The organism is Telluribacter roseus, assembly GCF_017355915.2.
Lineage (GTDB): Bacteria > Bacteroidota > Bacteroidia > Cytophagales > Spirosomataceae > Telluribacter.
In genome coordinates, this window is sequence record NZ_JAFEUV020000025.1 from 23385 (window position 1) to 40334 (window position 16950).

Sequence of the window (16950 nt, forward strand, 5' to 3'; positions counted from 1 at the left end):
AATATAAGTACAGTAGTCAATTAAATAAATTCAATAATTTATACTTTATACGTGTATAAATACTGAATTGCTTTAAAAATTGCTTTAAGTAAATCTTATTTATTTTAACATCGTGTTCGAAATCAAAATAAATTTTGTTAGAGTTGTCTAAACGAGTATAGAATCTGTTGAAGGAATCCTTAGTATGTGTTGCATCTAAGCCAGTACCTATATTTATAATTTTAGATGTGGTAGGATAAACAGTATATAAATTATTGATAAATTGATGATATACCCAACGTATAGCCCAAGAGTTAATTTTGCCTTTTATTTGCTTGTCTAGCATACGTGAGAGATCAGAACCCATTGTATTAAATTTTCTTCTTTGAAATATATTATTCTTGAAACTACAATATGAAGTTACATCCCAATCGATCTGAGACCATCTATCATTCCAAGTAGCCCACCCCCATGATGAAGCTCTTTTAGTAAAATATATATCATTGTTTGGATTTAAAATAGGAGGCGAATACCCAGATATAGAAAAAACATTGGTCTTTTTTATATAAAAATTTAAAGCATTATTCATGAATGATAGAAAGTTGGTGCTAGTAATTAAGTCATCTTCGACAACAATAACTTTTTTATGGACTTTGATGACTTCAGAAACTCCTGCTATTATAGAATTAGCGAGACCTTGATTTGTGTTAGATTCATATATTAAAATCTTATTGAAACCGCTTATAGATTTTAAGTACTTTCTAACTTTGATTACCTCATTTATATCTTTTTCAGATTTAGCGCCATCAGAGAATATATATAAAGTACTTGCACTTGCGTAATCATTATTTTTAAGCGCGTTTACAGTTAATAATAATGTATCTAGTCTTTTATATGTAAATAATAAAATTGGTGCCAGTTCCATCTTATATAATAGTGGCTTTTTTTAGAAAATAATATGATACTCTGACTAATTGAATTGGTATAATCCTACTTATGTATATCCAAAATGGTATATTAGGAACTGTTGAATAGTATGATAATACGTTAATGAAACGTTCATTTGTAAGATCAAGACTGTATTTAGGGTTTTTAGTTAATTTGTTAAATATAGAAATTATGCCGTATTTTTTTTCGTGAGGTAGATGCCAAATAAGCTTTTCTTTGTCTACTGGCTCAACGTTTCTATGAATAAAAGGTTGTGTCCATAAACGTTTTATAAAATCATTGGCTTCAGAAAATATAAAATTATGTTTGAAGTAAATATAGCTAAGTGTTTGTGCCTCTTCGTTAAATTTTGCTTTGTTATTGGCGTGCCTATCAAGAAGTATTGGCCAAAGTTGCTTAAACTCATGAACAATAGTTCGCATATGTAAAATGGAAGTAAGATAGAATTCGCCTCCAAAGTATTCAGGTAATTCAGGAATGTTAGTATTTAAAAGCTCCTCAAATACCTTTTTTAATTGTATTCTATTGAGGCCATTTATGTATTTATCATCATTATATGGTATTTTATAAGTCAAATACCCATTTAATTTTGCCTTATTCCATAGTGGGGCCAATGAACCAGTGAAGATGCAGTCTGAATCAAGTAAAAGATGGAGATCGTTATCATCAAATGAATTACTAACAATATTCTCGAATATAGAAAATTCAAAAAATTGATTTCTCCAACCTGAGTAGTAGCCTGATGGTGTTCTATAAGAAAATTCTACATGTATAACTTCTACATTAAAGTCATTAAGAAATAAATCAAAGTTAAAATTACCAATATATTTAGGTACTACTGCGTTTGTATATAATCTAAATTCAACATTATCATTAAACTTTTTGCAGGTAATGAAGAAAACGGTGATATTCTTCCAATAAATTTCTAAAAAACTTTTAGAAGAGGAGGATCCTTTAAGCTTCATTTGTGAGTATTGGCTTTCTTCTCCTGTAGGATCCACACAAAGCCACGTAGAAACATATCTTTTCATCGATATATAAACAATAATTTAATTTTTGAAAAAAATAACCGTAAAATATCAAATATGAAGTAAATAATGCCAATTGGCGAATGCTTTAGTGCCCATCTTAAACGTACTTTTAAATTTAATGGAGATTTTAAAGATGAAAAACATTCAATAATGGATAAAAAACTTCCAAGTTTATGAATTTGCGTGTTTACTTGTGATAATTCATATACTACTGCTTTCGAAGAAACAAATAATTTGTAATTGCGATTCTTAGCTCTGATGGAAAAATCATCATCTGCCGCATAGTGTGGAAAATAATTGTCATCGTATAAGCCTATTTCATAAAACAGTTTAAGAGGGATCAATACACCTCTCCCAGGTAACATATCTGACTCGATAACTCTAGAAATATTATGTGCTTCTAAAGACTTATAAGAGTTACTATATTTTGTTTTGGCTATTGATGTGAATTTAGCTGTATATCTATTCCATTTACTGCCACAATAAATTAGCTTATCTTTATTAAAGAAATCAACTGTTGTAGATCCTATCAGGCAAGGTGAATTTTCTTTAAAGTCATTAAAAATATTTAAGACGAAGTTGTTATCGACAGTAACATCATTATTGATTGTTAAAATCAAATCATTATGAATATCATTACTGATGTTCATAATATATTTAATTCCTAAATTCGTAGCGCCTGCCCACCACATATCTAAAGAACCCTCTAAAATAGTTACATTAGGAAAATACTTTTTGATATTTTCTTTTGTTCCATCACTAGAACCATGATCAATTACTACTATTTTTAAAGGATTAGAAGTAGGAGTTTGATCTGAAAGACTTTTTATACATTTATAAGTATAATTCCAGCGGTTCAAAACTGGTATAATAGCATATATCATCTAAAATTTATTGAAGGTTAAAAGAATATGCAGTTTTGGATGTCTTATTTACTTTATTAGTCTGATTACCTTGAAATATACTACGTACCCAAAATTTTACTTCTTTGTCAGTCATACTTCTAAAAGATTTAGAATAACCTAATCCTATGATACACCATAACATCATATATGATAGGGAAAAATTATTAATATCTTCAACCCATGCATATGTCCAACGAAATGAAATAAACAAGCCTAATAATTTTGAATAATAATTGTTAGAAAAGTTAACTGCTAAAAAGGATGCATGATAAAATACAAATAAATAAAGGATAACACCTATGATACCAGTCCATGTAAAAATATTTAAAATAGCAACTTCATTAGCTAAGCGTTCTTTTTTTCCTGTGATTTGTGCTATTTCAGCAAATGCTTCTGTATCATTTCCTCTAGCAGGACTTCTGCCGATAAGCCAAGTATTATATTTTGATGCAGTTACAAGAACTTCTTTATAAAGAAAAGTTCTTGTGTCTGCTTTTAAGTTCTCTATTTTAGAAACACCATTTTCTTCAAATTTGATTTCTTTAATATCAACCTTAACATATTCTTCTATTTTAAAGATATTAAATACACCATTGACTCCTAGTGTAAATAAAATAAATGGAAGTACTAAGAAAAGTTTTGCTGTAAACCAAATGATTCTTTTGTTTATAAAGTGTTTCAAATAATATGTTAGAACTAAGATAGCTGGTACGCCAAATTTTATAATATTACTACGAGCGCCTAAGTTAGCTGTTAAAACAATAATTAATATTATTATGATTACGATCTTCCACTTTTTTGTAAAAGTTGGAAAGAACAATATCATTAGGCTTAATGGGGCTAAATAAAATCCGTATGCATCTTTATCAATAAAAAAAGATATCAATAAAAATGATGGTAAAATATATTTGATATATGAGGATAATAAATATTGAGTAGTATGTTTATTCGTAAATACGAAAGCAGATATCGGTAAGAGTAATGCAGTAGAATTTGTTATCAAGCCTTTCCAGTCCCAATATGATTCAGCTATAAATAAACCTCTTATAATATTTAAAATATTCCAAAGTATGTACCAATTAAGCAAGCTAAAAGATTTGTAATTGTCTTTGTTATAATTATGATTTTTATGTATATATAAACTAAATAAAACAAAAAAATTTGATAGCCATATTAAAATAGTGTTATTTAAAGGTAAATTCAACCTCACAGCAAGATAATATGATACAGATGTGTACGTAATCAATATAATGCTAATAGTTAATGTTTTTTTTCGAAAAGTTTTATATAAAAGCATTGTAGCTAATAATTTATATAATGTTTTTATAAAGCATATGTACCTTTGAAACGTTCTCCTTTAATGAATGTTCTTGGTTAACATACATTAAAGCGTTATATGTGATCAGATCTGAAAGCTCTCGACTATTTTTGAGATGATTAAGTGCAGATGCTAAATCATTAGGATTTGGTGGTATTAAAATTCCTGTTATATTATTTATTACTATGTCCCTTAAGCCTGGTACATCATATAGAATCACTGGTACAGAACAAGCTTGAGCTTCTAATGCTGCATTTCCTAAACCCTCTAATTTTGAAGTCATAACAAAAACATCAGAAGCTATTAAAAATTGACGTACATTATTACAACTTCCTAAGAATTTTATTTTATCAACTATACCCAATTTTTCTGCTAAATCTTTTTCTGAATTTATAGTATGCCCATGTCCAATGTGTAAATATAAAAAGTCAATATTATCCTTTATTTTAGCTACTGCTTTTATTATATCATAATGATTCTTAATATCGCTACAATTGCCAGTTGACAGTATAAGATACTTATCTTTTGGCAGGTTTAGTTGTTGGCGAGCTAATAAGCGTTCTTCTTTATCTATAGCAGGAAAAAACCTTTCCCCATCAAACCAGTTATTAATTCTTACATTTGGATTTTTATAATATTCCAATTCATTCTCTTGAACGCTTTTGCCTATTGTGTGAAAAGTTACATTCAAATATTTTCTTAATATATATCTTTTTAGTATTGCAATTGGTAGCGAGAACCATCGGTTTTTGAATATGCTATGTTGGGTTTTTACGCATTTTATTTTTGCCATTTTTGCTATAAAGGCAATAAAATAAAGATTATTCCTGTGAATATGTATTACGCTTATATCTTCACGTTTTATAAATTTATAAAAAACGTAATAATACTTCAGCCAGTCCCATGATAGCGCTGGAAAGTTTATTGGCATATGATAAGTCTTTATCTTTACTTCTTCAAGATGAGGTGAATAGTTCCCTTTTGTCAAGCCTGTACTAATTGCTATCATCTCTACGCCTAGACTTTTAAATTTATTAGCTGCATTCTTGTACATTACTTCTGCGCCAGAATAATTTATCTCATTGAATATATGCAGTACTTTCATGTTTAAATAAAGTTATTTTAGAATAAGTATAATGTTTTGAAATATTTATTTAAATCAAACAGTACTTAATTATACATGAATTTTAGTAGCGTTTCGTACTCAGTAATATACATATTAACTACTTTATCTTCGCAGTACCTTTCTAATGCTGATTTTCTAGCAGATTTTGAATTCAATATATATGTGTCTTTTTGAACAATTTCAATAAGAGACTGATACACTTTTGTCTTATTATTTATATCTGTTAATATACCACCCCCATTATTAAGAATCCAGGCTGGACCTCCTGATTCTTTACCAGCCACAACAGGTATACCCATAGCCATAGCTTCAACTATAACCATTCCAAAAGATTCTTCTGTTGATGTATGTAGAAGAACATGCATAGTTGATAATGTTTTCATTAGGGAATCAAATTCTAGGTTACCATGGAAGTGTATATTGCATGTGTCAATGTTTTTTGCTTTACACCAATGATATGCCTTTTCATTTATTCCATGGTCAATGCCAAATAAATGCAATTGAGAGTTTGGGTATTTATTCAAAAAGATTTCAAATGCTTGGATTCCAACTTCAACATTCTTTCGTTTAGTAAATCCATTATTGATCATTGCTATCCTTATATTCCTATCTGAACTTATAGATCTCGTAGCATATAAAGAATACACGAAATTTGATTCGTAGTTAGGTATTATAGATATATGCTTATTCGTTAATAATTTAATGCCTTCAGCACAATATGGTGAAACGGTCGTTAAATATTTTGCTTTTTTTAGTACTATCAAGGCAATTAAGAATCTAAAAAGTCTAAAAGTGTCTGGATTTGATTTAAGTACATGTAGTGGTGAATCATGACATGTTATCAATGTAGGTATTCCTGAATCAAGTGCCGCCCAAGCCCATTGATACTGCCAATGTGCATGTATAATATCTGGCTTTGCTCTCTTTAAAGATTCTGTTATATAATTTCTTTCTATTTTATAAAAATCTAAAACCTGGTATTTGACTCTGCTTCTTGAAGGGCCTATATATATTGATAAGTTGTCTTGATGATGTACAAATTCTTTGCCTTCATCTACATCTGGTGAATTTGAAAATACGGAAACTCTATATCCTTTAATCACCAGCGATTCTATCAATTGGTTAACTGGCACACCTCCTAACCCTTTTGGCCAATTATCATTATAATTTTTTATGACTGCTTTCAATGATGGAGTATAAATTGGGCCAGTTATCCCGATATGTATATTTTTCATTTTTTTCTAATTTATACAGCTTTTATTATACTCAGTTGTTTAAATCTCATTGAATTAACTTATTGCCATATTAAAATTTGTATTTATTATTCATTTATTGTGATTATTAACGGCAACTTTAAAATTAAATATTATATTATATAATTTGTTACTTATATCATTTATTAATTCTTTGGCCTTGGATTTTTCAAGATCTGATAAACATATTTTCCATCCTATAATAGAAATACATGATAGAGATGTGACGATTACTATTGTTATTCTTATGAAACCCGGCTCTAACGTTTTATTTATATATAGTGGTAAAATTGAACTTAGTAACATTAATAAATTGCATCTATAAACTACTTCTTTATTAAAAGTATTTATTTTCAAGCCACAGAACAATTTAGCATAATAAAGATTTGTCATGGCTGCAAACATCGAATATATTATAAATATGATGTACATTATATATGGCTGGAAACCTATTTTGAATGCTAAGTATGATATTGGTAGAGGTATAAGGTATAAAACTGATGTCATCATTTGATACCTATGAATATTTCCAACTGCTGATATAAGTGAAGGTAAAGTAGCAAACAGCTGTTCTATCAAATTTCTAATCAAAAGTAGTCTGCAAAATATTATTGTATACTCAGGTACTATATCTAACCATAGATTAAAAATATATTCCATTTCAATGAATATCGGTACATAGAATATTAACAGAAGTATAAACGATAATTTTGTACCAGTTATTGATGCCTTTATCATTAATAAACGATTGCCCGCACCCTCGCTTTTCACTATAAGTGGATTTAAAGCTTTCAACAATGTACTTGATACTGCACTTAATTGTCCACTTATTTGATTAGATACTCCCTGTGCTGCGTTTACTACTGTTCCAAAAAATATATTTAGTATCATTCCTTGGCCATATAATGCTAGCATACTGCTTGATGCTCCTAAGAAAGACCACATAGCGAACTTTAACATCTCTTTGAATATTTTATTGTCAAAATATTCTTTCAAATCTATTTTACATTCTTCATATGTTCTAATACAATATATTCTGCGTATTATTAAAAGAAGTATTGATGTTACTGCCATTAATAATCCATACATAACTAATTTGTCTGAATTTATTGATGTTATATATATGGCTATCAAAAGTTTCAATATGGCTTCTAATACTCCTAATAGTGCAAACAACTTCATGTTTTCATGAGCATTAATAACTGCATCATATGGAACAGAAATAATAGTAAAGAAAGTTGTTGCTACCATAAAATGATATATAAGGATTGCTGCTTCTTTTCTTTCCCCTGGTATATTTAATATATCATTAAATATGATGTATCCTATAACTTCCATTAGTAGTACAACCATTAGTGCAACCACTATATGAAGAACTATACTCACATTAAATATATTTTTTGTTTTATCTTTATTGCCCTCTCCTTCTGAATGTGATAAATATCTTTGAGTTGCAGTGCTCATTGCATTATTTAAAAATAATAGCAACGAAATTATTCCACCAACTATATTATATATGCCAAAGTCAACTATACCTAATGCATTAAGGATTAATTTTGTTGAGTATAAAGAGATAAACATTGTTATTCCCATTCTCATATACAGAATTCCTGTATTATAAATGACTTTTTTAGCTGCTTGCATTTAATACTAGATTGTATCTTTATTCAATGTATTATAATCAAAAGTTGTTAAGTTAATCATATGTTAATTTAATTATTCACAGCGTCATAACTTAACAACTTATGTTATATTATTTCCTACTCAAAATAATTTAGTATTTCGAATCCTTCATTTAACAATAATTTATCTCTTTGAAATAATTTTAAATCCGTTAGAGCCATATCTTCTATTAGCATCTCCAGTGTATGCTTAGGTTTCCAATTCAGCTTCGTTTGTGCCTTCTCTGGGTTACCAATCAGCAGCTCTACTTCTGTGGGGCGGTAGTAGCGCTGATCGATGCGTAGTATCACAGTGCCTGTGACTAAATGTTCTCTGTAGTTGATACCAAGCTCTTCCAGCCGGTAGTTATCTATGGCTACTATGGAACCTACTTCTTTTTCAGCCTCTCCCGTAAACTCTACCTTCACTCCCAGGAAGGCGAATGTTTGGCGGATGAACTCACGTACCTGGGTTGTCACACCAGTCGCAATAACAAAATCTTCCGGCCTCTCCTGCTGCAGGATCAGGTACATAGCTTCTACGTAGTCTTTGGCATGTCCCCAATCCCGCTGGGCGTCTATATTTCCCATGTAAAGGCATTCCTGTAAACCCAGCACAATCTTAGCCGCAGCGCGTGTTATCTTGCGCGTTACAAAAGTCTCACCTCGCAGTGGAGACTCATGGTTAAACAGAATGCCGTTGCAGGCGTACATGTCGTAGGCTTCGCGGTAGTTGACCGTAATCCAGTATGCATACATTTTGGCTACGGCATAGGGCGAGCGGGGGTAGAAGGGCGTAGTCTCCGACTGGGGTACGGCCTGTACTAGTCCGTAGAGCTCCGAAGTTGATGCCTGGTAGATGCGGGTCTTCTTTGTAAGCCCTAATAGACGTACTGCTTCAAGGATACGTAAGGTGCCGATGCCGTCGGCATTGGCGGTATATTCAGGTTCGTCAAAGCTCACCTTCACGTGGCTCATTGCAGCCAGGTTGTAGATCTCGTCAGGCTGTACCTCCTGGATAATGCGGGTAAGGTTCATTGAATCAGTCAGGTCACCGTAGTGCAGGATAAAGCGCGGATCCTCCACGTGCGGGTCCTGGTAGAGGTGGTCAATGCGGTCGGTGTTAAATAGGGAGCTACGGCGCTTGATGCCGTGAACAGTATAACCTTTGCTGAGTAGCAACTCGCTCAGATAGGCTCCGTCCTGGCCAGTCACACCCGTGATCAGGGCTACTTTGTTATTGGTGGGAATAGAAGAGAGATTATTCATGGTATTATGTTATGGTATGTTCTAAATTTTTAATTCTTTGTTTTAGTTTGGGCTTCGACGGCTACGGCCGCCGCTCCGCTCAGCCTGACATTCATATTTTATGCGTTTCTTTTAGCTAATGCCTAACACCTACCAGCTAATTGCCTAAAGAGCGTACTGCTCGTAGTGCTCGAGGAAGTCCTGGTAGGCCAGTTGGATTCCTTCTGGTAGTTCGATAGTATGTCTCCAGCCCAACCCATGCAACTTTGATACGTCCATAAGCTTGCGGGGCGTGCCGTCGGGTTTGTCGGTGTTCCACTTGACCTCGCCTTCGTAGCCAATACAAGTGGCTACTACTGAAACCAGCTCCCGAATGCTGAGGTCTATGCCGCTGCCGATGTTGACCAGCTCCCGCTCGTCGTAATGCTCCATCAGGAAGAGGCAGGCGTCGGCCAGGTCGTCGGCAAATAAGAACTCGCGCTTGGGGCTGCCGGTGCCCCATACTTCCACATGGGGCTTTCCCTCTACCTTGGCCTCGTGAAACTTGCGGATGAGGGCGGGCAGGACATGCGACCCCTGAAGGTCATAGTTGTCACCGTAACCGTAGAGGTTGGTGGGCATCACACTGATGAAATTGCAACCGTACTGATCGCGGTAGGCTTCGCAGAGCTTGATGCCCGCGATCTTGGCAATGGCGTAGGGCTCGTTGGTCGGTTCGAGCAGACCCGTAAGCAAGGTGTCTTCCCGCAGGGGCTGGGGAGCCAGCTTGGGGTATATGCAGGAGGAGCCCAGGAACAGGAGCTTCTTCACGCCGTGGACATACGATTGGTGGATGACGTTGGCCTCCATCATGAGGTTGTCGTAGAGGAACTCAGCCCGGTAGGTGTTGTTGGCCAGGATACCGCCTACCTTGGCGGCCGCCAAAAACACGTAGTCCGGTTGCTCCTCCGCGAAAAACCCCTCCACCGCCTGCTGGTCGCGGAGGTCCAGTTCGGAGGAGGTACGGGTAATGAGGTTGGTGAAGCCCCGCTTCTCTAGGGCCCTTACCAAGGCAGAGCCTACCATACCGCGGTGGCCTGCAACGTATATTTTGCTATTCTTTTCCATTATTAATGACCGGGCGGCGTTCCGCCAATTACCAGTGACCAATCTTTTAATTATTAATGACCAATGTCCAGTGCTTAATCTTAGATTTCGCCCTGATCATAAGGGTATATTAGTTGACTAGTTCGGGTTGTTCTTTTTCGAGGCGTTCGTAGATCTTTTTGACGTCTTGGGAATTGTTCTTATCGAGCACCAGGATGGCGTCTGGTGTTTCTACGAGGACAAGGCCGTCTACGCCCAGGAATTCGACGTGTTTGCTGCATCCCAGTACCAGGTTGTTCTGAATAAAATGCTGCTGCTCGCCCTGCTCGTGCAGGTACTCCCAGATGGATTCAAAGGAACCCAGGTCGGACCAGCCAAAGCGAGCTTCTACGACCTTGATCCGGTCGGAACGTTCCATCACGGCGTAGTCGACGCTGAGGGAAGGAATCTCTCCGGTCTCCCGCTCCGGCAGAAATGTATTGGTGCGGGCATGCCAGGTGCGGAGGGAGGCTTCGTAGATAGCAGGTTCGTATTTCCGCAGCTCATCCAGGAAAGTCTCAGCCCGGAAGCAGAACATCCCGCTGTTCCAGAGAAAGCTGCCGCTGTCGAGGAATGACTGGGCGGTGCGGGCGTCGGGTTTTTCCCGGAAGGAAAGAACTTCCTGTCCCTGGTACTCAATATAGCCGTAGCCGGTTTCGGGCTTGGTAGGGAGGATACCAAAGGTGACTATATGGCCTATACGTGCCAGTTCTATGGCTTCGGTAACCGCCTGTGCATAGGCCTCGGCTCCGGTAATGATATGGTCCGATGGGGTTACCAGTAGGATATCCTCCGGCTGCGCGGCAAAGGCGCTGAACGCGATGGCGGCGGCGGTGTTGCGGGGAGCGGCTTCAATGATCTCTGTATAGTCCGTTATGCCCGCCCGGGTCAGGTCTCCCTGCGAGAGCAGGTAGTTGTCCTTGTTCTCTACAACTACAATACGGTCAGCCAGTGCGATATTACGCTCGGCGGTAAGCTGGAACAGCGACTTCTGCCCGAAGAGGGGAATGTACTGCTTGGGCTGGGACTTGCGGGAAACGGGCCACAAACGGCTGCCCACTCCTCCAGAGAGGATGACGTGGTAAACTTTTGACATACAGATAGAGTGTATAGGAGGTACGTTATGTTAGCTACAGGTAGGATTGAACCCATTCATCTACTTCGCATACTCAATAGTACTAAAGCCGGAGGAGGAACAAGGCTGTTTAGTAAGTTCCACGATAGTTCAAAACCTCTCTTTGTATCTTCCTATCTAACTGTTAACTAATTGTTAAGCAGTCAGATAGGAAGTCGTATATAGGTTACAGAGCAGTACGATTAGCTCTGACCGACCATGCGCTTGAGGCGATGTTGCCAGCCCCTCATCTTGCTCTCTTCGCCGTCGTAGTAGCCGTAGCCGTAGCCGCCGTAGCCGTAGCCGTAGCCGTAGCCCGCGCCGTAGTTGACGCCGTTGAAAATGACGCTCAGGTTGTTGAAGCGCTTGGTGCGGCTCAGCTCACCTATGTGGCGCAGGTGGTCGCGCAGGGTATAGTTGAAGCGCACTAGGTAGAGGGTCGCTTCGGTATGCTCCGCGATCAGGGCCGCGTCGGTCACCAGGCCGAAGGGCGGGCAGTCAATGAGGATGTAGTCGTACTGCTCGCGCAGCTCGGCCAGGAGCTGGGGCAGGCGGCCGTTGCTCAGCAACTCCGAGGGGTTGGGTGGAATAGGGCCGCTGGTAATCACATCAAAGCGAGGGTGGACACCCGTGGGCTGGATCACGTCGGTGAGGCGGCTCTGCCCGATGAGGTAGTTGGTGACGCCCCGGTCATTGGGTACCTGCAGGCGCTCCTGCAGGCTGGGCTTGCGCAGGTCCATACCCAGCAGGATCACGCGCTTATCGGCGTAGGCCAGGCTGGCGGCCAGGTTGATGCTCACAAAGCTTTTGCCCTCGCCCCCGATGGAGGAGGTGAGCATGATCGTACGGCAGCTGCCGTCGCCCAGGTACTGCAAGTTGGTACGCAGGGCCCGGAACTGCTCGGCCACCGCCGAGCGGGAAGTCATCTTAATAATTGACTCGGGGTTAGACTCTTTTTTGAGCAGACCTACTTCGCCCAGGATGGACACGCGGCCGATCTGCTCAATGTCGTCGCGGGTCTGGATGGTGTTGTTGAGCATGAACAGCAGGTTGATCAGCAGCAGCGGGATGGCTACACCCGCACCAAAGGCGCCCAGCCAGATGATGGACCTCTTGGGCTTGATGGGATGGAAGGATGCCTTGGGCGCATCCACCAGGCGGCTGTCGGTGACGGTAGAGGCGTAGGCCAGGGCGGTTTCCTCCCGCTTCTGCAGAAGGTACAGGTATAGGCCCTCCTTGATGGTCTGCTGGCGCTTGATGCCTACGTATTCGCGCTCCTTCTGCGGAATAGAGCGTAGCCCAGCCGAGAAGCGGTGGTTAACCGACTCCAGATTCTGGCGGCTCAGGTCGAGGCCGCGCTTGAGGTTCTGCACGTTCTCTCGGATGGCCTGGCGGGTATTAGCCAGCTGGGTATTGACGGTTTCGAGCAGGGGGTTACCCGCCGCGGTGGTGCGGGCGTAGCGCTCGCGCTGGATGGCCAGCTCGTTGAAGCGGGTCAGCAGCGACACCAGTACGGGATCGTTGATCATGTAGGTAGCGGGAGCCACGGCGTCGTTATCGCTCTGGATGTAGCTTTCGATGCTCTCGAGGATGCGGAGCTGGACGTTGACCTCGTTGAGCTTGGTGTCGTTTTCCTTGATGTTTTCCAGGAACAGCTGCGACTCGGCGCTGATGTCAGTGAGGCCCTGCTCACGCTTGTAGCTCTCCACGTCACGCTCCACGTCACCCAGCTCTCCGGTGATGAGGCCGAGGCGGTCTTCGATGAACTTGAGGGTGTTGGAGGCTTCGCGGTTCTTGTCGTTGAGCGACGACTGGATGTAGACGTCCAGCAACTTGTTGAGTACGTCCTTGCTGCGCTGTATGGATACATCGTCGTAGGTCAGGCTCAGTACGGTACTCTTGACGTTAGGCTGGGCAATGGCAAGGCGCCCTAGGATACTTTCGGTCAGGCGGATGGGATCCTGAAACACGACCTTTACTTCTGAAATATCAGAACCTGTCGCCCCCCGGACTACCTTAAACTCGCCCCAGTCGTTGCGGAAGGTCCGGCCAAAGGTGCGCAGCTCGCTCTCGCCGTTGAGGCGGAATTGGTTGCCCTCCTCCAGGTGGATGATCAGGGGTTCCTGGTAGGCGAATTCGGTAAGTACCTTGGGTTCGATAAGGACGGGGCTCTGCTTGTAGAGGTCGCGGGTACCGAGGCCGTCACGGGTCTGGTAGCCTATCTGCAGGCCCAGCTCGTCCACCACCTGGCTCATGAGGGTGTAGGACTGCAGGATCTCCATCTCGTTTTCGACCAGTTTGTTGCCGCTGAACTGGCTCAGCTCCTGGAGCATATCGGAGGGAGAGCCGCCCACACCCTTCTTTTCATCCTTGATAAGGAGGGTAGCAGTCGCCTGGTAGACCGGCTGCGCGATCTGCAGGTAGAAGAAGGCGGCGGTGAGCGTAAGGCCCACGAAAAGGGGGAACAGGTACCAGTAGCGCAGGTAACGGCGCAGATACTCCTGCAGGTTAAACTCCTGCTCTTCGGTGTCGGCGTACTCAACAGGTACGGCCACGTGTGTACGGTCAGTCATGGTAACAAAGGTAGCCTCGGGAGGTTTTGGCTTATTGGAAAAATACAACTATTTATCAAACGGTCATGGCAAGGGCCGGGGCCGCAGCCCCATGCCCGGATGGGCTTACAGTCGTACGAAGTTGAAAATGAGCACGGTGACAGTGGTGATGGTACTAAGTACCAGAGGCAGTACCTGCATGGTGCGGTCGGTGGAGGTTAGACGGGCATTGACCGGCTCCACGTAGATCACGTCGTTCTTGTGCAAGTAGTAGTAGGGCGAACGGAAAATATCGCGGCTGGTAAAGTCCACCCGGGCGTACTCGCGCTTGCCGTCTTCCTCGCGGATGATGAGCACATTGTCGCGCTTGCCGTAGATGGTCATGTCACCGGCCAGGCTCAGCACTTCGGGCAGGGTGATCTTCTCGTCGGGTATCACGTAGACGGCCGGACGGTTGACCTCCCCCATGACGGATACCTTGAAGTTGAGCGTGCGGATGCTGACAGTGGGCTCACGCAGGTAGGCCATCAGGCGCTTGCGAACGGTGTCAGATGCTGCCCAGGCGGGCAGTCCCAGCAGGTTGATCTTACCCACCAGGGGCATCTCCACATTTCCTTCATGATCCACCAGATAGCCAATGGTTTGGGAGCGGGCTCCTCCACCGGTGGTGGCATAGTTCATGTTGGCGACGGTGAACTGGTTGGGCATGTTGAAGAGCTCGTTGGACTCGGCACTAAGGCTACCGACATAGATGGAGAGCAGGTCGTTGGGTTGGATAGTGGGTACGTAGTTCTGGGTGATGCTGTCGGAGGTGTAGCGCAGTTCCTCTCCCTGAAAGTAGACGACGGTCTTGGGAGATACACACGAGCTAAGGCCGCCCAGCCCCAGCGTGAGGGCCACTATGGCGTACACAGCCAGACGGGCAAGAGAATGGTACTTCAATTTCATGAGGGTGGTTTACGTGAAATAGTATACTTAGGTATTCGGTAACTGGTTCTAACCCTGCCAGGTACTTTCCCGGAAAGGTACCTGGTGCTAGCGGGATGATTGGTCGATCACAACAACCTTGCCATTTTTTATGAACTGAAATATTTTTCGACAAAAAGATGAAAATTTTTTCCAGGCTAGGTAACCAGGCCGGGCAGGTGGTTAGGGTTGTATTATATTACATCTTTGCAAGTTATGGAAACCGGCCCATAGTTGGACAAACCACTTCACGAACGGTTTTGTAATAGTGAAGATTCTTTAAAAAGTGCAAAAGGATAGTGGCCATCTTGCAATGACCAGTGACCATTGACCAATGATCAGTAACCAGTGGCCTGTGGCGACTAAATGGGTTGTGAATTATGAATGGAGGAAGAATAGATTCACCACAGAGTGGTCGGGAGGTAAAGCACTGAGTTTCGCGGAGGTCTTGCGGTAGAGTTATCATTCACTCATCAACTCTACTCTGTATGAAAGCTGCCCATCTACTGATGAGTGAGTAGGTAGGTAAGGCTCTGTTCAGTACTACAGCATTTGTACCCTTCACACCTCCCGCGCGGCGGCTGCTCTGCCCAGACTGAGACGTTTTTTTTATAATAAGCATTTCAAAAGAAGCCAACTTCACAATTCAATCCTCAATAATTGATCATTGACGGTCACTGGACACTGGCGGCCGCCACTCAATCACCGCAGCGGGAGGCGCTCCTCCGGCGGCCGCTCATTCACTCATAGCATAATTGGTCACTGGTCACTGAACACTGGACATTGTCAACTGGTCATTCTTAAAGGGGTAGTTTTCCAGCCAGGATGAATCGAAGAGCCGGCGGGCCAGGTCCAGGTGCTGGATCTTGTGCGCGTCGGTACCCAGGTACGAGATCAGGCCCTCCCGCAGCAGCCACTCGGCCATGCGCTGGATGCCGTCGCCGTAGTGGCTCGTCAGGGACAACAGGTTGACCTGCAGCTCACAGCCCTGCTGGCTGAGCTTGCGGTAGATGTTGGGATCGGAGTAGAAGTAGGTGTATCGCTCGGGATGCGCCAGGACGGGCCGGTAGCCGTTCTGGATGATGGAGAACAGGGTCTCGGAGACATTCATGAGGGGGGAGGAGTAGGGGAGCTCCACGAGCAGCCGGTTGCCGGGCAGGGTCAGCAGGGGCTGCTTGCCTTCCAGCATCTCAATAAAATGCTCGTCAATGAAGTACTCGGCGGCGGCGCCCACCTCTACGGTCAGGCCGGCTTCCTTACAGGCGGCCTGTACCTCGGCAAGGCCACCCAGAATGGTGTCGGGGGTATTTTTGTAGCAGTCCCAGATGACGTGGGGAGTCGTGAAGACGCGCTGGTAGCCGTACTCCTGCAGGCGGCGGATCATGGCCACGGATTCCTCCAGGGTCTGTACGCCATCGTCAATACCGGGAATCAGGTGGGAGTGAATGTCGGTATGGATGCGTGACAGGTCCAGGCTCTTTTTCTTCTTCTCAAACAACCAGCTAAACATAAAGATCTTAGGAGGGATACGGTTCAGGCTGCAAAGCTAATGAAAATCAGTGAGCAATTATCAGTGTCCAGTGTCCAGTTACCAGTGACCAATGAGCAGTAATCATAGGTTATATTAGAGTTGTTGCAGCGGGTTAAATTTGCCAAATGAAGCTATCAACTACGGATTTAAAGACAGACCGTCAGTGGCGTTCAGCCACGGGTTTAGATAAGAA

At 41.7% G+C, this 16950-nt stretch carries 13 protein-coding genes; all 13 read right to left on the minus strand.

The window, feature by feature from the left end:
- Window positions 1-16: 16 nt before the first annotated feature.
- A complete protein-coding gene (locus JTN23_RS24900; protein ID WP_247237832.1) occupies window positions 17-904 on the minus strand; it encodes a hypothetical protein in 888 nt (295 codons plus the stop codon).
- Window position 905: 1 nt separating this feature from the next.
- On the minus strand, window positions 906-1958 hold the full coding sequence (locus tag JTN23_RS24905; RefSeq protein WP_247237833.1) for a hypothetical protein: 1053 nt from the start codon (window positions 1956-1958) through the stop codon (window positions 906-908).
- The gene (locus JTN23_RS24910; RefSeq protein WP_262918670.1) at window positions 1955-2842 is read right to left on the minus strand and encodes a glycosyltransferase family 2 protein; all 888 of its coding nucleotides are present in this window, start codon (window positions 2840-2842) and stop codon (window positions 1955-1957) included. Before JTN23_RS24910 ends, JTN23_RS24905 begins: the two co-directional genes overlap by 4 nt.
- 7 nt (window positions 2843-2849) lie before the next feature.
- Window positions 2850-4067, minus strand: a complete 1218-nt coding sequence (locus tag JTN23_RS24915; protein WP_247237835.1) for a hypothetical protein — start codon at window positions 4065-4067, stop codon at window positions 2850-2852.
- 106 nt (window positions 4068-4173) lie between these two features.
- Entirely contained in the window at window positions 4174-5286 is a 1113-nt protein-coding gene (locus JTN23_RS24920) for a glycosyltransferase (protein WP_247237836.1), read from the minus strand.
- Between the two features lie 65 nt (window positions 5287-5351).
- Window positions 5352-6542 carry a glycosyltransferase family 4 protein gene (locus JTN23_RS24925; RefSeq protein ID WP_247237837.1) on the minus strand — a complete coding sequence of 397 codons (1191 nt, stop codon included), beginning with the start codon at window positions 6540-6542 and terminating at the stop codon, window positions 5352-5354.
- A gap of 90 nt (window positions 6543-6632) precedes the next feature.
- Entirely contained in the window at window positions 6633-8204 is a 1572-nt protein-coding gene (locus JTN23_RS24930; protein WP_247237838.1) for an MATE family efflux transporter, read from the minus strand.
- Between the two features lie 116 nt (window positions 8205-8320).
- The gene (gene gmd, locus JTN23_RS24935; RefSeq protein ID WP_247237839.1) at window positions 8321-9490 is read right to left on the minus strand and encodes a GDP-mannose 4,6-dehydratase; all 1170 of its coding nucleotides are present in this window, start codon (window positions 9488-9490) and stop codon (window positions 8321-8323) included.
- Between the two features lie 144 nt (window positions 9491-9634).
- A complete protein-coding gene (gene fcl, locus JTN23_RS24940) occupies window positions 9635-10576 on the minus strand; it encodes a GDP-L-fucose synthase (RefSeq protein WP_247237840.1) in 942 nt (313 codons plus the stop codon).
- A gap of 109 nt (window positions 10577-10685) precedes the next feature.
- Window positions 10686-11690 (minus strand): mannose-1-phosphate guanylyltransferase, encoded by a 1005-nt coding sequence (locus JTN23_RS24945; protein WP_247237841.1) that lies wholly within the window; start codon window positions 11688-11690, stop codon window positions 10686-10688.
- 221 nt (window positions 11691-11911) lie between these two features.
- Complete coding sequence (locus JTN23_RS24950) at window positions 11912-14281, minus strand: GumC family protein (RefSeq protein ID WP_247237842.1); 2370 nt, start codon at window positions 14279-14281, stop codon at window positions 11912-11914.
- A 105-nt stretch (window positions 14282-14386) separates the two neighbouring features.
- Window positions 14387-15208, minus strand: a complete 822-nt coding sequence (locus JTN23_RS24955; protein ID WP_247237843.1) for a polysaccharide biosynthesis/export family protein — start codon at window positions 15206-15208, stop codon at window positions 14387-14389.
- A 784-nt stretch (window positions 15209-15992) separates the two neighbouring features.
- The gene (locus JTN23_RS24960; protein ID WP_247237844.1) at window positions 15993-16736 is read right to left on the minus strand and encodes a tyrosine-protein phosphatase; all 744 of its coding nucleotides are present in this window, start codon (window positions 16734-16736) and stop codon (window positions 15993-15995) included.
- Window positions 16737-16950 lie beyond the last annotated feature (214 nt).